This window comes from Pseudomonas sp. SAS7 (assembly GCF_052112345.1).
GTDB classification, from domain to species: Bacteria; Pseudomonadota; Gammaproteobacteria; order Pseudomonadales; family Pseudomonadaceae; genus Aquipseudomonas; species Aquipseudomonas putida_Q.
This window is the reverse complement of sequence record NZ_JBEGGO010000010.1, coordinates 1-22,234: the sequence shown is the minus strand read 5'-3', so window position 1 is coordinate 22,234 and position 22,234 is coordinate 1. Positions and strand designations below refer to the sequence as shown.

Here is a 22,234-nt window from a genome sequence, read left to right as displayed (position 1 = left end):
CAGGGACGGCGCCGGTTTGAACGGCGCCGCTATCCTGTAGGAGCGGCCTTGTGTCGCGAAAGGGCTGCAAAGCAGCCCCACGGCCTGCAACACCGGATCCGACCATGACTGAAAAACCCACCCTGCACCCGCGCAACCGCCACCAGGGCCGTTACGACTTCCCCAGCCTGATCAAGGCCCACCCTGACCTGGCGCGCTTCACCATCACCAACCCCCACGGCAAACCCAGCATCGACTTCGCCAACCCCGAAGCCGTGCGGGTGTTCAACCGTGCCCTGCTCAAGGCCCAGTACGGCATCCAGCACTGGGACATCCCCGCCGACTACCTGTGCCCGCCCATTCCCGGCCGCGCCGACTACATCCACGTGGCCGCCGACTTGTTGGCCGACGACAATGCGGGTGAGATCCCCAAGGGCGCCCAGGTGCGTGCGCTGGATATCGGCGTTGGCGCCAACTGCATCTACCCGCTGCTGGGCTACAGCGACTACCGCTGGCGCTTTGTCGGCTCGGACATCGACCCCGTGGCCCTGGCCTCGGCCAAAGCCATCGTCCAGGCCAATGGCCTGGGCAAGGCGATCACACTGCGCCAGCAGGCCAACCGCGCGCATATCCTCAGCGGCTTGCTGCAGGACGACGACCGCTTCGATCTGACCCTGTGCAACCCGCCCTTCCATGCCTCGCGCGAGGAAGCCACCCGTGGCAGCCAGCGCAAGTGGAAGAACCTCGGCAAGCAGGACCCCAAGCGCAAGTTGCCGGTGCTGAACTTCGGCGGCCAGAACAACGAATTGTGGTGTGAAGGCGGTGAGATCCGCTTTGTCACCCAACTGGTTGGCGAAAGCGTGCAATACGCCGAGCAGGTGTTGTGGTTCACCAGCCTGGTATCCAAGGCCAGCAACCTGCCGGGCATCGAGGCTGCGCTGCGCAAAGCAGGCGCCAAGGCGGTGCGCATCAATGAAATGGGCCAGGGCCAGAAGCAGAGCCGCATGGTCGCCTGGAGCTTCCAGGACGACGCCGCGCGCCAGGCCTGGCACGCCCAGCGTAAATCACAGGCATGAAAAAACCGCGCCTGGGCAAGCCAGGCGCGGTTTTTGTCAACGCTTCAACAATTACTTGTTGATAGCATCGGTCAGCACTTTGGCTGGAACGAACTTGACGACTTTCTTGGCAGCGATTTCGATGGCAGCGCCAGTCGAAGGGTTGCGGCCGGTACGGGCAGGACGCTCGGAGACTTTCAGCTTGCCGATGCCTGGCAGAGTGATTTCAGCGCCGTTTTCCAGCTGGTCGGCAACGATCTGGCCCAGTTGCTCCAGAGCGTTTTTAGCGGTGGCTTTTGGCGCGGCGATCGATTCGGCGATGTCGGCAATCAGTTGGTCTTTGGTCAATGCCATGGTGATGTTCCTTCCCTATCAAATTCGATGGTTATGCAGCGAACTACGACGTTATCGGGCCAGCCCCTTACAGTGGAGGGCCGCGCCAATCGCGTATGTAGATACGTAAATCGGCGTTTGGTTCGACACGACGACAGCACGCTGCCAGCACTGCGCCACACGAGGGGCGCAAGACCGCGCAAAACTACCACAGGAATGGATAAATATCCGCTGCGCACTTCGATTTAATGCAGGTTTTTCGGGGGTTTTAGCCTAAAACGCGCAAAACTGAACAAAAAACGAACAACCGACATATCTGCCAACATACGGCCACTGCATCACCTTGTGTCTAGGGTAAACTTGACGCCTTTTGCAGCTCGCCGAGAATCCCATGCCAATCCGTCATTGCATCGTTCACCTGATCGACAAAAAGCCCGATGGCAGCCCTGCTGTACTGCACGCCCGCGACGCCGAACTCGCGGCCTCCGACGCCATCGAAAACCTGCTGGCTGACCTCAACGACAGTTACAACGCCAAGCAAGGCAAGGCCTGGGGGTTCTTCCACGGTGAGTCCGGGGCGTATCCGCTGAGCGGCTGGCTGAAGCAGTACCTGGACGAAGAAAAAGACTTTACCGCCTTCAGCCGCGTGGCAGTGGAGCACCTGCAAAAGCTGATGGAAGAGTCCAACCTGTCCACCGGCGGCCACACCCTTTTTGCTCACTACCAGCAAGGCATGACCGAATACCTGGCGATTGCCCTGCTGCACCACAGTGAAGGCGTGGCGGTGAACGCCGAGCTTGATGTGACCCCTTCGCGCCACCTTGACCTTGGCCAGTTGCACCTGGCAGCGCGCATCAACCTGTCGGAGTGGAAGAACAACAAGAGTTCCAAGCAGTACATTTCGTTCATCAAGGGCAAGAACGGCAAAAAGGTTTCGGACTATTTCCGCGACTTCATCGGCTGCCAGGAAGGCGTCGACGGCCCGGGCGAAACCCGCACCCTGCTCAAGGCTTTCAGTGACTTTGTCGAGAGCGAAGACTTGCCCGAAGAGTCCGCCCGCGAGAAGACCCAGACCCTGGTCGAATACGCCACTACCCAGACCAAAATGGGCGAACCGGTAACGCTGGAAGAACTGTCCAGCCTGATCGACGAGGACCGGCCAAAGGCGTTCTACGATCATATCCGCAACAAGGATTACGGCCTGTCGCCGGAAATCCCCGCAGACAAGCGCACCCTCAACCAGTTCCGCCGCTTCACCGGGCGTGCCGAGGGGCTGTCGATCAGCTTCGAGGCGCACTTGCTGGGCGACAAGGTGGAGTATGACGAAGAGGCAGGCACACTGATCATCAAGGGCTTGCCTACAACCCTGGTGGATCAGCTGAAGCGGCGCAAGGACTGATACCCCCAAGGCCGCTGAAGGAGGCCACCAGCGCCTCCTTGGCCGATTTGCGCAGCCGCTTCACCAACCGCTCCTGGCGCAACGCTTCGCCTTTGTCCGGCCATTGCTCGACATACACCAGCGCCTGGGCCGGGCTGGTCTTGAAGTAACGCGCGCCCTGCCCTTTCTGATGCGCGGTAAACCGGCGCTGCGGGTCATCACTGATGCCGCAGTACAGCGAGCCATTGGCAGCCCTTACCAGGTAGACATACCAGGGTTTGCCAACAACTGTCTCAAGGGCATCACTCACCTTGGGCCTGCTGGAATGCGCGCAATCCCTTGAATGCCTGCAGGCGTACTTTGTTCTGCACCAGTGGCGACCAGCCCAGCAACATACCCGGCACACCCAGCGCCTGCCGCGACCAGCGCCACAGGTCGAAGGTATCGTCATGCTGGCAGATCAGCCCATCGCGGATCACAAAGCGGGCCTGGATGTCGTTGACCACAATACGGCCGGTCTGGCTGAACAGGTAGGTCGCCACCCAGTGCGCGCCGCCGCTGCGCTCGTCGGCACGCACACTGTCGAATGCCAGGGTGAAGTCTTTGGCGCGGCTGGTGAGCATGCGCCACATGTCCCCCGCATCCTTGCCGCGCAGGGTGCCGAAAACCGGGTCGCTGAAAACGATATCGTCGCTGTAGCACGCCACCATGGCCTCGGCGTCCAGGCGCTGGAAGGCCTGATAGAAGCGGGTGATCAGGTCGCGGTTGGCGTCGCTCATGGGGGCAGGTCCTTCCTGGGCTCGAAAGCAGCACGATAATCTGCCCCGGCGGCTCACGCCAGTAGGCTCAGACCTTCTCGCTGGTCACCTGCACATGCAACGCTCGCCCGGCACCCAGCCCGAACACGATTGCACCTACCCCCAGCACAGCAAAGATCCACCCTACTGCCGCCCAGCCCCCGGTCAGGTCATGCACCAGGCCCACCGCAAACGGCCCCATCGACGCCAGGGTATAACCGACCCCCTGGGCCATGCTCGACAGGTTCGCGGCCACATGGGCATCTTTCGAGCGCAGCACGATCAAGGTCAGCGCCAGGGCAAAGGTTCCGCCCTGCCCCAGGCCCAACACCACGGCCCATCCCCACAGCCCGGACACCGGTGCATACAGGCAACCGAACAGGCCAGCCAGGGTAATCAGCATGACCAGTACGATCGCCAGCCGCTGGTCCTTGCCGCGGGTGGCCAGCCAAGGCGCACTCAGCGAGCTGACCAGCTGCACGATCACCGACCCCGACAACACCAGGCCCGCCTCGGTCGGGCTCAGGCCGCGACCGATGAGGATCGATGGCAACCAGCCGAACACGATGTAAGCCAGCGATGACTGCAGGCCCATGTAAAGGGTCACCTGCCAGGCCAGCGGGTCACGCCACAGGCCACGCACGCGATAGGCCACCTTGTGCAGGCCATGCCCCTGACGGGCCTGCGGCAGCCACACCAGCATGGCCAGCAGGGCCGGCAGCACCCAGAAGCCCAGCCCCAGCGCCCAGCTGCCGTCAAAATGTTGGGCCAAAGGTACGGTGGCACCGGCTGCCATCGCTGCGCCCAGGCACAACGCCATGGTGTACACGCCGGTCAGTGTGCCAGCGTGCTGCGGGAAGTCGCGCTTGACGATACCCGGCAACAGCACGCCGATAATTCCGATGCTGGCCCCCGCCATCAGGCTGCCAAGGAACACCCCGATGGCCCCAAAGGCGCTTCGCACCACGATGCCCAGCGCCAAGGTGACGAGGATGCCCAGGATCACTCGCTCGCTGCCAAAACGCCGCGCCAGCACCGGCGCCAGCGGGGCGAACAGCCCCAGACACAGCACCGGCAAGGTGGTCAGCAAACCGGCCTGCGAGGCACTCAGCCCCAGGCCTTCGGCAACCTGCCCCAGCACCGGCGCCATGCTCGACAACGCAGGGCGCAGGTTCAACGCCACCAACACCAGGCCAAGCAGCAACAGCCAGGGCCGCCGCAACACCACGGGCTGTTGCTGAACCTGCTCGTCGTCGGCTTCAGCGTCGATCAGCAGCTCTTCGAGGTCCCGCTCGTTGTGCGGGTTGTTACGGGTGATGAATTCAGCCATGGCCTTCTCGGAGTCAGGATTCGATGAGGGTACGGCTCAGGCGCTTGGCCCGCTCCGCATCACGTTGTTCGATGGCATCGAGGATCTGCCCATGCAGATCGAACGTGGCCTGGCATCGGGGCACGGTCGCCATGTTGTGCTGCAGAGCGGCAGCCACCACACCGGAAAAGTACCGGTACAGCTCGCTCAATGCCGGGTTGTGGGCGGCATCGACCAGCCGCTGGTGAAACACCAGGTCACACGCCACATAGGCATCGACATTCCCATGGAAATGCCCGGCACTGCCGGCCAGGGCATCGCGCAGCGCTTGCAGGTCGGCATCCGTGCGCCGCAAAGCCGCCAGGCCGATGGCCTCGGTTTCAAGGATGTGGCGGGTTTCCCGCGCCTGCTCGGGGGTGCAGCGGGACATTGCCTGCACCGCCTGCAAAGGGTCCTGCGCCGTGCGCAGGTAGCTGCCGTCGCCCTGGCGAATTTCCACCAGGCCACTGAACGCCAGCACGCGCATGGCCTCACGCACAGTATTGCGGCTGATGCCCAGCTGAAGGGCCAGTTCCGGCTCGGTGGGCAAACGCTGGCCGACTTGCCAGTCGCCCAACACGATGCGCTCGCGCATGCGCTCCACGGCCAGTTCGACCAGGGAACGCTTGGTCAACTCGGTGCTCATCTCACTCAACCAATCATCCGATGAATTGGCACAGCTTACTGGATGCCGAGTAACGCCGCAAACCACCTGGTATTTCTGCCAGTTGTGAACAAAACCCTTTGTTGCAACGCTCGTGGCGTACTTTCCAGGATGTATTCACATGCGACTAGCGAGCCTGCTGTTAATGCTGTTTCTGGCAATGCTGCCAGGTTGCGATCCCGCCAGACACCCGAGCCGCCCCAAGGCCTTGTTCATCGGGCTCGACGGTGTGCAGCTGGAGCAATACCTGCAGTTGGGCGACGCCACCAACCTGAAACAACGGCTTTACTACGGTAAGGCGTACACGGGGGGAGTCAGTGGCAGATCCAGCGAGCAACGCACCCTGAGCGGCCCCGGCTGGGCCACCTTGCTGACCGGCGTGTGGAGCAACAAGCACGGCGTTGAGTCTGACGCCGACTCGCAACGCATAAACCCGGCGTTTCCCAGCCTGTTCAAGCGGCTACGCCAAGCCTTCCCCAATGCCTACCTCTCCAGCATCGTCAACTGGTCCCCCATCAACACGGCATTCTTGCTGGAGGACGCCCATGGCGCCGACGTACGCGAAAGTGGTTTGTCGGATGAACAAGTGATCGAGCGAACGTTGCATGTCCTGGGCAACACACCCGCGGACTTCACCTTCATTCAACTGGACGAACCTGACCAGATCGGCCATGACCACGGTTACGGCGAGCACTATCAGCAGGCATTACGCAAGGCCGACAGCCAGATCGGGCGGTTGTTGGACAAGGTAGATCAGCGCCGTCGCATGTTCCCGCAGGAAGACTGGCTGGTAATCGTCAGCACAGACCACGGCCGGGACTATTGGGGAAAAGGCCATGGCAGCGCGTCGGAGCAGGAAAAGAGCATCTTCATCGCCAGCAACAAGCCATTGAACCAGGAGCTGACCATGCCGAGCATACCTGTGGAAATGCCTGGGCCCAACAACCTGTACGGCCTTCCCGCGCAGACTTCGGTGGCACCCACTGTGCTACGGCACATGGGCCTGACGCTGCAGCCGGAATGGCTACTGGATGGCACGCCTTTACTGGGCAAGACCGGTGTACGCAAGGCTCGGGCCGATGAACACACGGGGCGGTTACGCTGGAACAGCAATGCCACTGGCTACCTGACGATTCTGAAGAACGGGCAAGTGGTTGCACAGGTACCGGCCAGGGACGGGCAATGGACTGATCCGCAGGGGATGGAGAAGCAGAACGATTACGTGCTGGTGCTTGATGGCACGCCGACGGCGGTGCGCAACCGGCCAGCGGCCAAGGCGTTTGTCATTGAAGAGAGCAGCTATTAAGCCGTGCAGGAGCAGTCCTGCGTCGATTTCAAGGTTAACAAAAGCCCTGTAGTGCTGCGAAGAGGCCTTTGCAGCCAAAGAAAGTCTCTTGCCTTACCGGCCTCTTCGCAGCACAAGGCTGCTCCTACAGGGTGATGCGTCAGCCTGAGTGGCGATGCAATCAGTTCAACGCATCGAGCAGCGCCTGGTTCATCTCTGGCGTGCCGATGGTAATACGCAGGAACTGGGCAATGCGTGGCTGTTTGAAGTGGCGCACGATCACACCCTGCTCACGCAGAAGCGCAGCCAGCTCGCCGGCGTCCTGCTGCGGGTGGCGCGCGAAGATGAAGTTGGCGGCCGAGGGCAGTACCTCGAAGCCCTTGGCCTCAAGCTGCCCGACCAACACTTCGCGGCTGTCGATGACCTTGCGGCAGGTTTCCTCGAAGTATTCGCGGTCTTCAAACGCTACCGCTGCGCCAACGATCGCTGCACGGTCCAGCGGATAGGAGTTGAAGCTGTTCTTGATCCGCTCCAGCGCCTCGATCAGGTCCGGGTGCCCCACCGCCAGACCAACGCGCAGGCCGGCCAGCGAGCGCGACTTCGACAGGGTCTGGGTAACCAGCAGATTGTCGTAGCGGCCCACCAGGCTGATGGCCGTCTCGCCACCGAAATCGATGTAGGCCTCGTCGACCACCACCACCGAGTCACGGTTGGCCTGCAGCAACTGCTCCACCGCCTGCAGCGGCATCAGGCAGCCAGTCGGCGCGTTGGGGTTGGGGAAGATGATGCCGGCGTTGGGCTTGTTGTAGTCCTCGATGCGAATCTGGAACTGCGCGTCCAGCGCCACCTGCTCGAAGGCAATACCGTACAGGCCGCAATAGACCGGGTAGAAGCTGTAGCTGATGTCCGGGAACAACAGCGGTGCATCGTGCTGGAACAGGCCGTGGAAAATGTGCGCCAGCACCTCGTCCGAGCCGTTGCCGACAAACACTTGCGCCGGTGTCACGCCGTAGTACTCGGCAACCGCCTGCTTCAACCGGTCGCCGTTCGGGTCCGGGTACAGGCGCAGGTTGTCGTTCAGCTCGCCACGCATGGCCTCCAGCGCCTTGGGCGACGGGCCGTAGGGGTTTTCGTTGGTGTTGAGCTTGACCAGACGGGCCAGCTTGGGTTGCTCGCCCGGCACGTAAGGCACCAAATCCTTGACGAAGGGGCTCCAGAATCGACTCATGCTCAGTTCCCCTTCTCTTGGGTCAGGATACGGTATTCAGCGCTGCGGGCGTGGGCGGTCAGCGACTCGCCACGGGCCAGCACAGAAGCGGTGTGGCCCAGCTCGGACGCGCCCTGCTCGGAACAGAAGATGATCGACGAACGCTTCTGGAAGTCATACACCCCCAGCGGCGACGAGAAACGCGCGGTGCCGGAGGTAGGCAGCACGTGGTTGGGGCCAGCGCAGTAATCGCCCAGCGCTTCGCTGGTGTGGCGGCCCATGAAGATCGCGCCAGCGTGGCGAATGTGCGGCAACCAGGCTTGCGGGTCGGCCACCGACAGCTCCAGGTGCTCCGGGGCGATGCGGTTGGCCACATCCATGGCCTGCTGCATGTCACGCACCTGGATCAGCGCGCCACGGCCGTTGATCGATTTCTCGATGATCTCGGCACGCTCCATGGTCGGCATCAACTTGTCGATGCTGGCGGCAACGCGGTCGAGGAACGCGGCATCCGGGCTGACCAGAATGGCCTGGGCATCTTCGTCATGCTCGGCCTGGGAGAACAGGTCCATGGCGATCCAGTCCGGATCGGTCTGGCCGTCGCATACCACCAGGATTTCGGACGGCCCGGCGATCATGTCGATGCCGACCTGGCCGAACACATGGCGCTTGGCAGTGGCGACGTAGATGTTGCCCGGGCCGACGATCTTGTCCACCTGCGGCACGCTTTCGGTGCCGTACGCCAGCGCAGCGACTGCCTGGGCACCGCCGACGGTGAACACGCGGTCGACGCCGGCGATGCAGGCGGCGGCCAGCACCAGTTCGTTGACCTCACCACGCGGGGTCGGCACTACCATCACCACTTCGGCCACGCCGGCAACCTTGGCCGGAATGGCGTTCATCAGCACCGACGACGGGTACGACGCCTTACCGCCCGGCACATACAGGCCAGCACGGTCAAGCGGGGTGACCTTCTGGCCCAGCACCGTGCCGTCGGCCTCGGTGTACTGCCAGGAGTCCTGCTTCTGCCGCTCGTGGTACATGCGCACACGGTTGGCGGCCTTTTCCAGGGCTTCACGCTGCACCGGGGTAATGCGGGTCAGGGCCAGTTCAAGGCGCTCGCGACCAAGGATCAGGTCATCGATGCTGTTGGCGGCAACGCCGTCGAAACGCTGGGTGAACTCCACCAGTGCCGCATCGCCGCGCTCGCGCACGCCCTTGATGATGTCGAGCACGCGCTGGTTGACCGCGTCATCGGACACACTTTCCCAGCTCAGCAGATGATCCAGATGTCGGGCGAAATCCGGATCAGCAGCGTTGAGACGGGCAATTGCAGTGGACACGGTCATGGCGAGGGCCTCGATTATTAGCGAATGCTCAGGCGCCCTAGGCTACCAGTCCATCCGCGCGGGCACCCGAGAAAAGTGGCTATGACGCGGATAGACGGGCGCGACAGCGAAGGTCGCGCGCAGGGAGTCAGCCGCGGTGTCGCGATTCGACTGCTTGACGCAGCGTGTCGATCAGGCTCTGGATACGGGCGTGCTGCATTTTCATGGAGGCCTTGTTGACCACCAGGCGCGAGCTGATCGTGGCGATCAGGTCCTGGGGCTCCAGGCCGTTGGCACGCAGGGTGTTGCCGGTGTCGACCACGTCGATGATCTTGTCGGCGAGGTTGATCAGCGGAGCCAGTTCCATCGAACCATACAGCTTGATGATGTCGACCTGGCGGCCCTGTTCGGCGTAGTAGCGCTTGGCTACGTTGACGAACTTGGTGGCCACGCGCAGGCGGCCCTTGGGCTCGGGCGCGCCGACCACACCGGCAGTCATCAGCTTGCACTGGGCAATCTGCAGGTCCAGGGGTTCGTACATACCCTGGCCGCCGTACTCCATCAGCACGTCCTTGCCGGCCACACCCAGGTCGGCGGCACCATGCTCGACATAGGTCGGCACGTCGGTGGCACGCACGATCAGCAGGCGCACATCGTCCTGCGTGGTGGGGATGATCAGTTTGCGGCTCTTGTCCGGGTTCTCGGTCGGCACGATACCGGCCTCGGCCAGCAACGGCAGGGTGTCGTCGAGAATACGGCCTTTGGAAAGCGCGATGGTCAACATTGGAACGTCGGTCCTTAAGCGGCTGCTGCCGGCCAGGTCATCGACCTGGCCGCATTCAATTCGAAAGGTGCATCCTTGCACCTGCGGGCGATTAGCCCGGTACGCGGCGGATTTTTGCGCCGAGCATCTGCAGTTTCTCTTCGATGCACTCGTAACCACGGTCGATGTGGTAGATGCGGTCGATCAGGGTATCGCCTTCTGCAACCAGCGCCGACAGCACCAGGCTGGCGGAAGCACGCAGGTCGGTGGCCATGACCGGGGCGCCTTTGAGCGACTTCACGCCAGTGACGATGGCAGTGTTGCCTTCGACCTGGATCTGCGCGCCCATGCGGTGCATTTCGTAAACGTGCATGAAGCGGTTTTCGAAGATGGTCTCGATGACCGCGCCAGTGCCTTCGGCAATGGCGTTCAGCGAAATGAACTGCGCCTGCATGTCGGTCGGGAACGCCGGGTACGGGGCGGTACGCAGGTTGACGGCCTTTGGCCGCTTGCCGTGCATGTCCAGTTCGATCCAGTCTTCGCCGGTACTGATGTCGGCACCGGCTTCCTTGAGTTTTTCCAATACAGCTTCAAGGATGGTCGGATCGGTGTCCTTGACCTTGACGCGGCCACCGGTCACGGCAGCAGCAACCAGGTAGGTACCGGTCTCGATGCGGTCCGGCATCACGCGGTAGCTGGCCGAGTGCAGGCGCTCGACGCCATCGATGGTGATGGTGTCGGTACCCGCGCCCTGAACATTGCCGCCCATGGCATTGATGAAGTTGGCCAAGTCGACCACTTCAGGCTCGCGTGCGGCGTTCTGCAACACGCTGCGGCCCTTGGCCAGGGCAGCGGCCATCATGATGTTTTCGGTACCGGTGACGCTGACGGTGTCGAAGAAGAAGTGCGCGCCGCGCAGGCCACCCTCAGGCGCCTTGGCCTTGATGTAGCCACCTTCCACTTCGATCTTCGCGCCCATGGCCTCGAGGCCGCGGATGTGCAGGTCGACCGGGCGAGAACCAATCGCGCAACCGCCAGGCAGGGCCACTTCGGCTTCGCCGAAACGGGCAACCATCGGGCCCAGTACCAGGATCGAGGCGCGCATGGTCTTGACCAGCTCGTAAGGCGCAACCAGGGTCTTGATGGTGCGTGGGTCGATCTCCACCGACAGCTTTTCGTCGATCACAGGCTCAATGCCCATGCGGCCGAACAGCTCGATCATGGTGGTGATGTCGTGCAGGTGCGGCAGGTTGCCCACGGTGACCGGGCCATCGGCCAGCAGGGTCGCCGCCAGAATCGGCAGGGCTGCGTTCTTCGCGCCCGAAATGCGGATCTCGCCGTCAAGGCGAGCGCCGCCAGTAATAATCAGTTTGTCCATTGGAGTCTCGCCGCCAAGTTGGCTCAGGTGCGCTCAGCCCAGGCTGCGCTGCTGAAAAATTTCATGGTTACCGCATGGATGCTGCCATTGGCGATCCACGGGTTCAGGTGAGCATAGATCGCCTGCTGGCGCTTGACCGGGCTCAGGCCAGCCAACTCGTCGCTGATCACGTTCAACTGGAAGTTGCAGCCTTCGCCTTCAACTTCGACCCGGGAACCGGGCAATTTCTCTTCAAGGAAGCTTTTAACTTCTACGGCCTGCATGCTCAACCTCAATCGGCGCCCGATGCGCACGGGTCGGCCATCATACAAAAAAGCCCCTCGCCTGCGAAGCCCAACGAGGGCTTCGCTGACCGAGGGGCCATCATCCGTGCCGGGCCATCAGGTTGCCAGCACTTCATCAAGGTCATAGACCTCGGCAATTTCCCGCATGTCGTCGGGCATGCCACGCACCTCGCACGCCTTGCCGGTGGCCTGACCATCACGGATGTACGCCAGCAACAGCGACAGGCCGACACTCGACGATTTCTCGACAGCCGAACAATCAAGCACCAGGCGCGGCTCGCGCGAAGCGTCGATCAGCGCCTTGCCCTGCTTGCGCAACGCAGGGCCGCTGCGGTAGTCCAGCACGCCAGCCAGGCGCAGTACGCCCGGCTCGGCCATGCTTACAGCAGCATCACTCATTTGACGGTCTTCTCCGGGGAGCTGTCTGCAGCCTGCTTGGCCTTGGCCACTTCGCCGGCCCAGCCGTCGATGGTCTTGTCCAGGTCGTTACCGTTGCGCTGCATGGCATCGGCGAACTGGTCACGGAACAGCTTGCCGATGTTGATGCCGTTGACGATGACGTTACGTACCTTCCACTCGCCACCGATGTTTTCCAGCGTGTACTGCACCGGGTACACGGCACCGTTGTTGCCGGTGACCTTCATGCCGACGCTGGCGCGCTTGCCGTCATCGGCCTTGGCTGGGTCGACGACAATGCCCTGGTTGTTGTACTCAAGAAGCGCGTTGCCATAGAACTGCATCAGGCTGCGCTTGAAGTTTTCCTGGAAGCGCTGCATCTGCTCAGGGGTGGCCTTGCGCGAGTACTTGACGGTCATGATGCTGCGGGAAATACCGTCCGCGTCCACCACCGGGCCAAGTATGCGGTTGAGCGCATCATAGAAGGCACCAGGGTTTGACTTGTACTGCTCCTTGTTGGCCTTGAGGTCGCCCAACAGTTCGGTGGTGGTACCCTGAACCACATCGTGGGGCGACTGCGCGGCCACGGTCAGCAAGGGGAAAGCCGCCAGCAGGACCAGCAGGCCACGTCGCAGGATCGAAATCATGGAAACTCCTTAATTAGCCGGTTGCGCTTCTTTCGGTTCCTTGCCAACGGAGTTGAGCAGGAACTTGCCAATCAGATCTTCCAGCACCAGTGCCGACTGGGTGTCGTGGATGGTCGCGCCGTCCTTGAGCACTTCGTCTTCACCGCCCACGCTGATGCCGATGTACTTCTCGCCAAGCAAACCGGCGGTCAGGATCGAGGCCGTGGAGTCGGTCGGCAGGTTGTCCACCGACTTGTCCAGCTGCAACGTCACCCGACCGGTGTAGGAATCACGGTCCAGATCGATGGCGGTAACCTTGCCGATGGTCACACCGGCCATGGTCACTTTAGCTCTGACCGTCAAACCGGCGATATTGTCGAAGTAGGCATAAACTTTATAGGTATCGCTGCTCGGGCTGGCCGACAGCCCGCTGACACGCAGGGCCAGCAGCAGCAGCGCCAGGATCCCGGCCAGGAGGAACAGGCCGACACCGATTTCCAGGGTGCGGTTTTGCATCAGAAATCTCCAAACATCAAGGCGGTCAGAATAAAGTCCAGACCCAGCACTGCCAACGAGGCATAGACCACGGTCTTGGTGGTAGCACGGCTGATCCCTTCTGAAGTGGGCTCACAGTCGTACCCCTGGAATACGGCAATCCAGGTTGTGACGAAGGCGAACACCAAGCTTTTGACCAGCCCGTTGAGCACGTCGTCAGTGAAAGAAACACTGTTCTGCATGTTGGCCCAGAACGAGCCTTCGTAGACGCCCAGCCAGTCCACGGCCACCCACGAGCCACCCCAGATGCCGACCACGCTGAAGATCAGCGCCAGCAGCGGCAGCGAGATGAAGCCGGCCCACAGGCGCGGGGCGACAATGTACTTGAGCGGGTCGACGCCGATCATTTCCAGGCTCGACAGCTGCTCGGTGGATTTCATGTTGCCGATTTCGGCGGTCAGCGCTGAACCCGCACGGCCGGCGAACAGCAACGCCGTTACCACCGGGCCCAGCTCACGCAGCAGGGTCAGGGCGACCATCTGCCCCACCGCCTGCTCCGAACCGTATTTGGTCAGTATGCTGTAGCCCTGCAGCGCCAGTACCATGCCGATGAACACCCCGGACACGACAACGATCGCCAGCGACAGCACGCCGACCGAGTACAGCTGCTTGGTCAGTAACTGGAAGCCGCCGCCGATGCCGCCACGGCCAACCAGCGCATGGAACAGGAACAGGCAGGAACGCCCCAGTACCGCCAGCACGTCAATTGCCGAACGCCCCAGCAGGCGGACCCGTTCGAGTAAGGATTTTCTGCGCATCAACGCGCTCCCAGCAGGTCGGCGCGGTAGTCAGGCGCAGGAAAGTGGAAGGGTACCGGGCCGTCCGGGTCGCCCTTCATGAACTGGCGAATCCGTGGGTTGTCCGAGCCCATCAGCTCGTCAGGCGTGCCCTGCCCCAGCACCTGGCCGTCGCCTACCACATAGAGGTAGTCGGCGATGCTGGCGGTTTCCGCCAGGTCATGGGAAACGACGATGCTGGTAATGCCCAGAGCATCGTTGAGCAGGCGGATCAGGCGCACCAATACGCCCATGGCGATCGGGTCCTGGCCGACGAACGGCTCGTCATACATGAGAATCTGTGGGTCCAGGGCAATTGCCCGCGCCAGCGCCACCCGGCGCTTCATGCCACCGGACAGCTCGTCCGGCATCAGGTCGATGGCACCACGCAGGCCCACGGCCTGCAGCTTCATCAGCACGATGTCGCGGATCATCTCGTCCGACAGCTGTGTGTGCACGCGCAGCGGGAACGCGACGTTCTCGAAGACATCGAGGTCGGTGAACAGCGCGCCGCTCTGAAACAGCACGCCCATCTGCTTGCGGGCGTCGAACAGGTCACTGCGCGACAGCGTCGGCAGGTTTTGGCCGGCAACCCATACCTCACCGCCGGAAGGGCGCAGCTGCGCACCCATCAGGCGAAGCAACGTGGTCTTGCCGCAACCCGATGGCCCCATGATGCCGGTGACCTTGCCGCGCGGGATGCGAATGTCGACGTTGCTGAAAATGCTGCGCGAACCGCGTTTGAAGGTAACCCCCTTCAACTCGACCGCGTAGGCGCTATCCACACTCATCTGGACTCCTTGCTAGTGCAGCCTCGTCCTAGTGGACGCCAGCCTCCATCAGGAAGGCACAAGCGCCCCCGGCAGGCCGAATAGCGGCGAACTATAGCACCGCTGAGGGCGCCGCCCCAAGGCCGGACAAGCAGTCGTTCAGCCCTGGGACAGGCTTTGATGACATTAGCTACAGCAATCGAAGGGGTGAGGGTTTTCGTCATTGCGCGTATAATCGCGGCCTTTTCATCAGGCATTGCTTTCTTGACATGAGCCAATCCAGCGAGCTGATCCAATCCGCCCAACGCACCCTGCGCCTGGAACTCGAGGCCGTAGAGGCCCTGCTGGCGCGCATCGACGACAATTTCGTCAAAGCCTGCGAACTGATCCTGGCCAGCAAGGGCCGGGTGGTCGTGGTCGGCATGGGCAAGTCCGGGCATATCGGCAACAAGATCGCCGCCACCCTGGCCAGCACCGGTACGCCGGCGTTTTTCGTGCACCCGGCTGAAGCCAGCCATGGCGACATGGGCATGATCACCCGCGATGACGTCATCCTCGCCCTGTCGAATTCCGGTAGCACTGCCGAAATCGTCACCCTGCTGCCGCTGATCAAGCGCCTGGGCATCAAGCTGGTCAGCTTGACCGGCAACCCCGATTCGCCCCTGGCCCAGGCCGCCGAGGTCAACCTCGACGCCCGCGTAGAGCAAGAGGCCTGCCCACTTAACCTGGCCCCCACCTCTTCCACCACCGCATCGCTGGTGCTGGGCGACTGCCTGGCCATCGCCCTGCTCGAAGCCCGCGGCTTCACCGCCGAAGACTTTGCCTTCTCGCACCCGGGCGGTGCATTGGGCCGCCGCCTGCTGCTCAAGGTCGAGAACGTGATGCACAGCGGCGACGAGCTGCCCCAGGTAGCCCGCGGCACCCTGCTCAAGGATGCGCTGCTCGAAATGTCCCGCAAAGGTCTGGGTATGACCGTGATCGTCGAAGCCGACGGCACGCTGGCCGGGATCTTCACCGACGGCGACCTGCGCCGCAGCCTGGACCGTAACATCGACGTACACACCACCCTGGTCGACCAGGTCATGACCGTGCACGGCAAAACGGCCCGTGCCGAAATGCTCGCTGCCGAAGCCTTGAAGATCATGGAAGACCACAAGATCAGCGCACTGGTGGTGGTGGACCGCGAGGGCCGCCCGACCGGTGCCCTGAACATGCACGACCTGCTGCGCGCCGGTGTAATGTAAGGAGCGATGGAATGAACCAGGACCTCATGCAACGCGGCAAAGCCATCAAGCTGGCAGTGTTCGACGTAGACGGCGTGCTCACCGACGGGCGCCTGTACTTCCTCGAGGACGGCAGCGAGTTCAAGACCTTCAATACCCTCGACGGCCAAGGCATCAAGATGCTCATGGCCTCAGGTGTGACCACCGCGATCATCAGCGGGCGCAAAACCCCTGTGGTCGAGCGCCGGGCGAAAAACCTCGGCATCCCGCACCTGTACCAGGGCCGCGAGGACAAATTGGTCGTGCTTGACGGCCTGCTCGCCGAACTGGGCCTAAGCTATGATCAAGTGGCCTACCTGGGCGATGACCTGCCCGACCTGCCGGTCATTCGCCGGGTGGCATTGGGCATGGCCGTGGCCAACGCCGCCCCGTTTGTTCGCCAGCACGCTCACGGCGTGACCCAGGCACGCGGCGGCGAAGGCGCAGCCCGTGAATTCTGCGAACTGATCATGCAGGCCCAGGGCACCCTGGACGCTGCCAACGCCAATTACCTGTAAGGCTGCCCATGTTCAGCAAGAAAGCCCGCAATATTGCGCTGCTAGCAGTGATCGCCGCCCTGTTGGCGGCCGTCGGCTACTGGAATGTCAGCCCGGAAAGTTTCCTCGACAAGCCGGTGGCCCAGGTCGACGAAAGCGCCATCGACTACTATGCGATCAACGCCCACAGTGTGCAGTTTCTGCCTGACGGCAAGCTGCAGTACGAAATGACCGCTGACAAGGTCGAGCACATGAAGGCCAGTGAAATCACGTTGGTGACCACGCCGGACCTGCACATGTACCGCGGCACCGAATATCCGTGGCACGTGCAGAGCACCCGCGCCGAGGTCAATCCGGACGGCACCGAGGTCGAGCTGATCGACAAGGTACGGATTGCCCGCACCGACGAAAAACAGCGTGAAACCATCATTACCAGCTCACGCATGACCGTGTTCCCGCAGAAGCAATATGCGCAGACCGAGCAAGCCGTTAGAATCGACGGCGCCGGTGGCACGACTACGGGCAAAGGAATGAAAGCGTATTTGAAAGAAAGCAGGATGGACCTGCTCTCTAACGTAAGAGGACAGTATGAGGCTCGTTAAAACCCTCCCCCTTTTGCTCAGCCTGAGCGCAGCACTGGGAAGCGCGAGCGCCTTCGCACTGCCGAATGACCGTGATCAGCCGATCCGTATCCAGGCCGACCAGGCCCACCTGGATGACAAGCAAGGCGTGGCCACCTATACCGGTGACGTGATCATCACCCAAGGCTCGATGATGATCAAAGGCAACACCGTGACCATGACCCGTGCCGCCAACGGCGACATCGATGTGGTCACCTCGGTCGGCAACCTGGCCTACTTCGAGCAACAACAGAGCGCTGCCAAACCAGACAAGATGAAAGGCTGGGCAGTGACAATCCAGTACCAGGCGCAGAAAGACACCGTGATCCTCACCGACCGCGCCAAGGTCGAGAACGAGGGCAATACGACCGAAGGCGAGAAAATCGTCTACAACACCAAGTCCCAGGTGGCGACCGCTGGTCGTGGTGGCAACGTGACCCAACCACGTCAGCGCATCGACATGGTGATCCAGCCCAAGAAGAAGGCCGAGTAAATGGCAACCCTCAAAGCCCAGCATCTGGCCAAGAGCTACAAGGGGCGGCAGGTCGTACGTGATGTCAGTCTGTCGATCGACAGCGGCCAGATCGTCGGCCTGCTCGGGCCCAACGGCGCCGGCAAGACCACCTGCTTCTACATGATTGTCGGGCTGGTCCAGGCCGAACAGGGGCGCGTGCTCATCGACAACCTCGATGTCAGCCACCAGCCCATGCACGGCCGCGCCCGTGCCGGCATTGGCTACCTGCCGCAGGAAGCCTCGATCTTCCGCAAACTGTCGGTGGCCGACAACATCATGGCGATTCTCGAGACCCGCAAGGACCTCGACCGCGACGGCCGCCGCAAAGAGCTGGAAAGCCTGCTGCAGGAGTTCCACATCAGCCACATTCGCGACAACCTCGGCATGAGCCTCTCCGGCGGTGAACGCCGACGGGTCGAGATTGCCCGCGCGCTGGCGACCTCCCCCAAGTTCATCCTGCTGGACGAACCATTCGCCGGCGTCGACCCGATCTCGGTCGGCGACATCAAGCAGATCATCCACCACCTCAAGGCCAAGGGCATCGGTGTACTGATTACCGATCACAACGTGCGCGAGACCCTGGATATCTGCGAAACCGCCTATATCGTCAATGATGGCCGGCTGATCGCCGAAGGCGACGCCGAAACCATCCTGGCCAACGACCTGGTCAAAGAGGTTTACCTGGGTCACGAGTTCCGGCTCTGACCCCGGCATGCGCCTGGAGCACTGGCAAATAGCCGTGAAACCGCGGGTAAAGTTGTTACGGTGCTCTAGGCAAACGCTACAATTTAAGGCATAAAACTTGCTTGATCTGGCGCCCTGGCGCCCTCGTGTAGTGGATGGCGCATGCGCGCCGGCGAACAAGGTACCAAGCCCCTGCCATGAAACCATCGCTCGTCCTAAAAATGGGCCAGCAACTGACGATGACACCTCAGTTGCAACAGGCCATCCGTCTGCTCCAGCTTTCCACCCTGGACCTCCAACAGGAAATCCAGGAAGCGCTGGAGTCGAACCCGATGCTCGAACGTCAGGAAGACGGCGAGGACTTCGACAACAGCGACCCGATGGCGGACAACGCCGAGAACAAGCCGACAGCCGAAGCCCAGGACAACAGCTTCCAGGAAAGCACCGTCAGTGCCGACAACCTGGAAGACGGTGAGTGGGGCGAGCGCATCCCCAACGAGCTTCCGGTTGATACCGCCTGGGAAGACATCTACCAGACCAGCGCCAGCAGCTTGCCGAGCAACGATGACGACGAGTGGGACTTCACCACCCGCACATCGGCCGGCGAAAGCCTGCAAAGCCACCTGCTGTGGCAACTGAACCTGGCGCCGATGTCCGACACCGACCGCCTGATCGCCGTTACTCTCATCGACAGCATCAACGGCCAGGGATACCTCGAAGACACCCTTGAGGAAATCTGCGCCGGGTTCGACCCTGAGCTGGACATCGAGCTGGACGAGGTCGAAGCGGTGCTGCACCGCATCCAGCAGTTCGAACCGGCCGGCGTTGGCGCCCGCACCCTGGGTGAATGCCTGCTGCTGCAACTGCGCCAGCTCCCTGCCAATACCCCATGGATGACCGAAGCCAAGCGCCTGGTCACCGATTTCATCGACCTGCTCGGCAGCCGCGACTACAGCCAGCTGATGCGGCGTATGAAAATCAAGGAAGACGAGCTGCGCCAGGTCATCGAACTGGTACAAAGCCTCAACCCGCGCCCAGGTTCGCAGATCGAGTCCAGCGAGCCCGAGTACGTGGTGCCCGACGTCATTGTGCGCAAGGACAGCGACCGCTGGCTGGTGGAGCTGAACCAGGAAGCCATACCGCGCCTGCGGGTAAACCCGCAATACGCCGGTTTCGTACGCCGCGCCGACACCAGTGCCGACAACACCTTCATGCGCAACCAGTTGCAGGAAGCGCGCTGGTTCATCAAGAGCCTGCAAAGCCGTAACGAAACCTTGATGAAGGTTGCCACGCAGATCGTCGAGCACCAGCGCGGTTTCCTCGACCACGGCGACGAAGCGATGAAGCCGCTGGTGCTGCATGACATTGCCGAAGCGGTGGGGATGCACGAGTCGACCATTTCGCGGGTTACCACGCAAAAGTACATGCACACACCGCGTGGCATCTACGAACTGAAGTACTTTTTCTCCAGCCACGTCAGCACCTCCGAAGGCGGAGAATGCTCGTCCACGGCGATTCGCGCGATCATCAAGAAACTGGTTGCGGCGGAAAATCAGAAAAAGCCATTGAGTGACAGCAAGATCGCTGGTTTACTGGAGGCACAAGGCATCCAGGTAGCCCGTCGCACCGTCGCCAAGTACCGCGAGTCCCTCGGCATCGCACCGTCGAGCGAGCGCAAGCGACTGATGTAGCCCCTGAGATGAGCCACAGCGTTTGTGGGGCAGGTGCGAGACCTGCCTCTTTATGCACGGGCAATAAAGGAGAAGCTGTATGCAAGTCAATATCAGTGGACAGCATGTAGAAGTCACCCCACCGCTGCGTGATTATGTGGAGCAGAAGCTCAAACGCGTAGCGAGTCACTTCGACAAGATCACCAACGTGCAGGTCATCATGAAAGTCGAGAAGCTGCAGCAGAAGGTCGAAGCGACCCTGCAGATTCCTGGCGGTGAAGTGGTTGCCAATGCCGAAGACCAAGACATGTATGCAGCAATCGACGCCTTGGCCGACAAGCTCGACCGCCAACTGAAAAAACACAAGGAAAAACAGCAAAGCCTGCTGCAAGGTGCAGCTGCACGCTGATCCCCCTCATCCATGATCCGACTTGAAACCATCCTGACCCCCGGCCGTTCACTCGTGAACGTGCCGGGCGGCAGTAAGAAGCGCGCCCTGGAAAAGGTCGCCACCGTCATCGCCGACCAAGTGCCAGAACTGGAGATGCAAGACGTCTTCGAAAAACTGGTCGCCCGGGAAAAACTCGGCTCGACTGGTTTCGGCAATGGCATCGCCATCCCCCACTGCCGGCTTGAAGGCTGTTCCGCACCGGTCAGTGCCTTGCTGCACCTCGAAGCCCCAATCGATTACGACGCCATCGATGGCGCGCCCGTGGACCTGCTGTTCGTCCTGCTGGTGCCTGAAGCCGCTACCGATGCCCATCTGGAACTGCTGCGCCAGATTGCCAGCATGCTCGATCGCAAGGAGGTTCGTGATCGCTTGCGTGCCGCCAGCAGTAACGAGGCCCTGTTCCAGGTTGTCCTGGACGTACAGAACGAGCACTGAACATGCGCCTGATCATTGTCAGCGGCCGCTCCGGCTCCGGCAAGAGCACCGCCCTCGATGTACTGGAAGACAACGGTTTCTACTGCATTGACAACCTGCCCGCCGGGCTGCTGCCGGAGCTGGCGGAAGAGGCACTGATCAACACCGAACTGCTGCAACCGAAGGTTGCCGTGTCGATCGACGCCCGTAACCTGCCCAGCCACCTGACGCGCTTCCCCGAATTGCTCGAAGAAGCCCGTGCGCGCAACATCCAGTGTGATGTGCTGTTCCTGGATGCCGACGAAGACATGCTGCTCAAGCGCTTCTCGGAAACCCGCCGACGCCACCCACTGACCAATGCCAACCGCTCGCTGGCCGAAGCGATCCGCGTCGAGAGTGAGCTTCTGGGCCCGATCGCCGACCTGGCCGACCTGAAGATCGACACCACCAACCTGAACCTGTATCAGCTGCGTGATTCGATCAAGCTGCGCCTGCTCAACCAACCCGAGCCCGGCACCGCGTTCCTGGTCGAGTCGTTCGGTTTCAAGCGTGGCATGCCGGTCGATGCAGACTTGGTGTTCGATGTGCGCTGCCTGCCAAACCCTTACTGGAAGCCCGAGCTGCGCGAGCACTCCGGCCTCGACCAACCGGTAATCGACTATCTGGCCGCACAGCCGGATGTCGAAGACATGTTCAGCGACATTTCCAGCTACCTGCTCAAGTGGCTGCCCCGCTTCGCCGCCAGCAACCGCGCCTACGTTACCATTGCCATCGGCTGCACCGGCGGCCACCACCGCTCGGTGTACATCACTGAGCGCCTTGGCCAGTTGCTGCAGCAATCCCTGAAAAACGTCCAGGTCCGCCACCGCGACCTCTAGCCCAAGGATCCGCCCCACGATGCCCGCCCGCGAAATCACCATCATCAACAAGCTGGGCCTGCATGCCCGGGCGGCAGCCAAGTTCGTCGGCGTGGCAGGCCGCTTCCCCTGCCAGGTGCGGGTTGGCCGTGCGCCGGACAAGCTGGTGGATGGCAAGAGCATCATGGCGGTGATGATGCTGGCGGCCGGCAAAGGCACCCAGGTGCACCTGCACACCGAAGGCGAGCAGGACAACGACGCCATGGATGCGCTGGTCGAGCTGATCAACAACTTCTTCGACGAAGGCGAATAAAAACCTGCAGGGTCCATGTAGGAGCGGCCT

The 22,234-nt window shown here is 61.9% G+C and carries 28 protein-coding genes; 13 read left to right on the top strand and 15 right to left on the bottom strand.

Annotated elements, in window-relative coordinates; genetic code table 11:
* Positions 1–104 precede the first annotated feature (104 nt).
* Complete coding sequence (gene rlmF / locus ABI582_RS17080) at positions 105–1,055, top strand: 23S rRNA (adenine(1618)-N(6))-methyltransferase RlmF (RefSeq protein WP_442119776.1); 951 nt, start codon at positions 105–107, stop codon at positions 1,053–1,055.
* Positions 1,056–1,106: 51 nt separating this feature from the next.
* Here rlmF and ABI582_RS17075 read toward each other — a convergent pair whose 3' ends face one another.
* Positions 1,107–1,388, bottom strand: a complete 282-nt coding sequence (locus ABI582_RS17075) for an HU family DNA-binding protein (RefSeq protein WP_003255106.1) — start codon at positions 1,386–1,388, stop codon at positions 1,107–1,109.
* Between the two features lie 370 nt (positions 1,389–1,758).
* On the opposite strand from ABI582_RS17075, the gene yejK reads away from it, so the two are divergent.
* Positions 1,759–2,766, top strand: coding sequence for a nucleoid-associated protein YejK (gene yejK / locus ABI582_RS17070; RefSeq protein ID WP_338746189.1), 1,008 nt, complete (start codon positions 1,759–1,761; stop codon positions 2,764–2,766).
* Here yejK and ABI582_RS17065 read toward each other — a convergent pair.
* The 4 genes from ABI582_RS17065 to ABI582_RS17050 form a co-directional block, all read right to left on the bottom strand.
* Positions 2,726–3,055 (bottom strand): GIY-YIG nuclease family protein, encoded by a 330-nt coding sequence (locus ABI582_RS17065; RefSeq protein WP_258911672.1) that lies wholly within the window; start codon positions 3,053–3,055, stop codon positions 2,726–2,728. The genes yejK and ABI582_RS17065 overlap by 41 nt on opposite strands.
* Positions 3,048–3,524, bottom strand: a complete 477-nt coding sequence (locus ABI582_RS17060; protein ID WP_442119775.1) for a nuclear transport factor 2 family protein — start codon at positions 3,522–3,524, stop codon at positions 3,048–3,050. Before ABI582_RS17060 ends, ABI582_RS17065 begins: the two co-directional genes overlap by 8 nt.
* A 67-nt stretch (positions 3,525–3,591) precedes the next feature.
* Positions 3,592–4,872 (bottom strand): CynX/NimT family MFS transporter, encoded by a 1,281-nt coding sequence (locus ABI582_RS17055; RefSeq protein WP_442119774.1) that lies wholly within the window; start codon positions 4,870–4,872, stop codon positions 3,592–3,594.
* Between the two features lie 13 nt (positions 4,873–4,885).
* The gene (locus ABI582_RS17050; protein WP_442119773.1) at positions 4,886–5,536 is read right to left on the bottom strand and encodes a FadR/GntR family transcriptional regulator; all 651 of its coding nucleotides are present in this window, start codon (positions 5,534–5,536) and stop codon (positions 4,886–4,888) included.
* A 139-nt stretch (positions 5,537–5,675) separates the two neighbouring features.
* Here ABI582_RS17050 and ABI582_RS17045 point away from each other — a divergent pair, with 139 nt between their 5' ends.
* Positions 5,676–6,860 carry an alkaline phosphatase family protein gene (locus ABI582_RS17045; RefSeq protein ID WP_442119772.1) on the top strand — a complete coding sequence of 395 codons (1,185 nt, stop codon included), beginning with the start codon at positions 5,676–5,678 and terminating at the stop codon, positions 6,858–6,860.
* A 160-nt stretch (positions 6,861–7,020) separates the two neighbouring features.
* Here the strand turns inward: ABI582_RS17045 and hisC are convergent, their stop codons facing one another.
* The 10 genes from hisC to ABI582_RS16995 form a co-directional block, all read right to left on the bottom strand.
* Positions 7,021–8,067 carry a histidinol-phosphate transaminase gene (gene hisC, locus ABI582_RS17040; protein ID WP_442119771.1) on the bottom strand — a complete coding sequence of 349 codons (1,047 nt, stop codon included), beginning with the start codon at positions 8,065–8,067 and terminating at the stop codon, positions 7,021–7,023.
* Positions 8,068–8,069: 2 nt separating this feature from the next.
* Positions 8,070–9,395 carry a histidinol dehydrogenase gene (hisD, locus tag ABI582_RS17035; RefSeq protein ID WP_086979037.1) on the bottom strand — a complete coding sequence of 442 codons (1,326 nt, stop codon included), beginning with the start codon at positions 9,393–9,395 and terminating at the stop codon, positions 8,070–8,072.
* A gap of 127 nt (positions 9,396–9,522) precedes the next feature.
* Positions 9,523–10,158 carry an ATP phosphoribosyltransferase gene (hisG, locus tag ABI582_RS17030; RefSeq protein WP_016485050.1) on the bottom strand — a complete coding sequence of 212 codons (636 nt, stop codon included), beginning with the start codon at positions 10,156–10,158 and terminating at the stop codon, positions 9,523–9,525.
* 91 nt (positions 10,159–10,249) lie between these two features.
* Positions 10,250–11,515: a UDP-N-acetylglucosamine 1-carboxyvinyltransferase gene (murA, locus tag ABI582_RS17025; protein WP_338746181.1), complete on the bottom strand. Its 1,266-nt coding sequence runs from the start codon at positions 11,513–11,515 to the stop codon at positions 10,250–10,252.
* 23 nt (positions 11,516–11,538) lie between these two features.
* Positions 11,539–11,778 carry a BolA family protein gene (locus tag ABI582_RS17020; RefSeq protein ID WP_003255121.1) on the bottom strand — a complete coding sequence of 80 codons (240 nt, stop codon included), beginning with the start codon at positions 11,776–11,778 and terminating at the stop codon, positions 11,539–11,541.
* Between the two features lie 117 nt (positions 11,779–11,895).
* Positions 11,896–12,198, bottom strand: coding sequence for an STAS domain-containing protein (locus tag ABI582_RS17015; protein ID WP_338746180.1), 303 nt, complete (start codon positions 12,196–12,198; stop codon positions 11,896–11,898).
* On the bottom strand, positions 12,195–12,842 hold the full coding sequence (locus ABI582_RS17010; protein ID WP_338746179.1) for an MlaC/ttg2D family ABC transporter substrate-binding protein: 648 nt from the start codon (positions 12,840–12,842) through the stop codon (positions 12,195–12,197). Before ABI582_RS17010 ends, ABI582_RS17015 begins: the two co-directional genes overlap by 4 nt.
* A gap of 9 nt (positions 12,843–12,851) precedes the next feature.
* Positions 12,852–13,337, bottom strand: coding sequence for an outer membrane lipid asymmetry maintenance protein MlaD (gene mlaD, locus ABI582_RS17005; protein ID WP_010952152.1), 486 nt, complete (start codon positions 13,335–13,337; stop codon positions 12,852–12,854).
* Positions 13,337–14,134, bottom strand: coding sequence for a lipid asymmetry maintenance ABC transporter permease subunit MlaE (mlaE, locus tag ABI582_RS17000; RefSeq protein WP_012270663.1), 798 nt, complete (start codon positions 14,132–14,134; stop codon positions 13,337–13,339). Before mlaE ends, mlaD begins: the two co-directional genes overlap by 1 nt.
* The gene (locus ABI582_RS16995) at positions 14,134–14,943 is read right to left on the bottom strand and encodes an ATP-binding cassette domain-containing protein (protein WP_338746178.1); all 810 of its coding nucleotides are present in this window, start codon (positions 14,941–14,943) and stop codon (positions 14,134–14,136) included. The genes mlaE and ABI582_RS16995 overlap by 1 nt, the downstream gene beginning before the upstream one ends.
* A gap of 248 nt (positions 14,944–15,191) precedes the next feature.
* Here ABI582_RS16995 and ABI582_RS16990 point away from each other — a divergent pair, with 248 nt between their 5' ends.
* The 10 genes from ABI582_RS16990 (at position 15,192) to ABI582_RS16945 (ending at position 22,204) form a co-directional block, all read left to right on the top strand.
* The gene (locus ABI582_RS16990; protein WP_338746177.1) at positions 15,192–16,166 is read left to right on the top strand and encodes a KpsF/GutQ family sugar-phosphate isomerase; all 975 of its coding nucleotides are present in this window, start codon (positions 15,192–15,194) and stop codon (positions 16,164–16,166) included.
* Positions 16,167–16,177: 11 nt separating this feature from the next.
* Positions 16,178–16,702, top strand: a complete 525-nt coding sequence (locus ABI582_RS16985; RefSeq protein WP_043196897.1) for a KdsC family phosphatase — start codon at positions 16,178–16,180, stop codon at positions 16,700–16,702.
* 8 nt (positions 16,703–16,710) lie between these two features.
* Positions 16,711–17,283 (top strand): LPS export ABC transporter periplasmic protein LptC, encoded by a 573-nt coding sequence (gene lptC / locus ABI582_RS16980; RefSeq protein ID WP_338746176.1) that lies wholly within the window; start codon positions 16,711–16,713, stop codon positions 17,281–17,283.
* The gene (lptA, locus tag ABI582_RS16975) at positions 17,270–17,794 is read left to right on the top strand and encodes a lipopolysaccharide transport periplasmic protein LptA (RefSeq protein WP_016485039.1); all 525 of its coding nucleotides are present in this window, start codon (positions 17,270–17,272) and stop codon (positions 17,792–17,794) included. The genes lptC and lptA overlap by 14 nt, the downstream gene beginning before the upstream one ends.
* Positions 17,795–18,520 (top strand): LPS export ABC transporter ATP-binding protein, encoded by a 726-nt coding sequence (gene lptB, locus ABI582_RS16970; RefSeq protein WP_338746175.1) that lies wholly within the window; start codon positions 17,795–17,797, stop codon positions 18,518–18,520.
* Positions 18,521–18,696: 176 nt separating this feature from the next.
* Complete coding sequence (locus ABI582_RS16965; RefSeq protein ID WP_338746174.1) at positions 18,697–20,190, top strand: RNA polymerase factor sigma-54; 1,494 nt, start codon at positions 18,697–18,699, stop codon at positions 20,188–20,190.
* 79 nt (positions 20,191–20,269) lie between these two features.
* Positions 20,270–20,578, top strand: coding sequence for a ribosome hibernation-promoting factor, HPF/YfiA family (gene hpf, locus ABI582_RS16960; RefSeq protein WP_016501336.1), 309 nt, complete (start codon positions 20,270–20,272; stop codon positions 20,576–20,578).
* 12 nt (positions 20,579–20,590) lie between these two features.
* Positions 20,591–21,055: a PTS IIA-like nitrogen regulatory protein PtsN gene (ptsN, locus tag ABI582_RS16955; protein ID WP_016501337.1), complete on the top strand. Its 465-nt coding sequence runs from the start codon at positions 20,591–20,593 to the stop codon at positions 21,053–21,055.
* A 2-nt stretch (positions 21,056–21,057) separates the two neighbouring features.
* Complete coding sequence (gene rapZ / locus ABI582_RS16950; RefSeq protein WP_016501338.1) at positions 21,058–21,912, top strand: RNase adapter RapZ; 855 nt, start codon at positions 21,058–21,060, stop codon at positions 21,910–21,912.
* A gap of 19 nt (positions 21,913–21,931) precedes the next feature.
* Positions 21,932–22,204, top strand: coding sequence for an HPr family phosphocarrier protein (locus ABI582_RS16945; protein ID WP_003255140.1), 273 nt, complete (start codon positions 21,932–21,934; stop codon positions 22,202–22,204).
* Positions 22,205–22,234 lie beyond the last annotated feature (30 nt).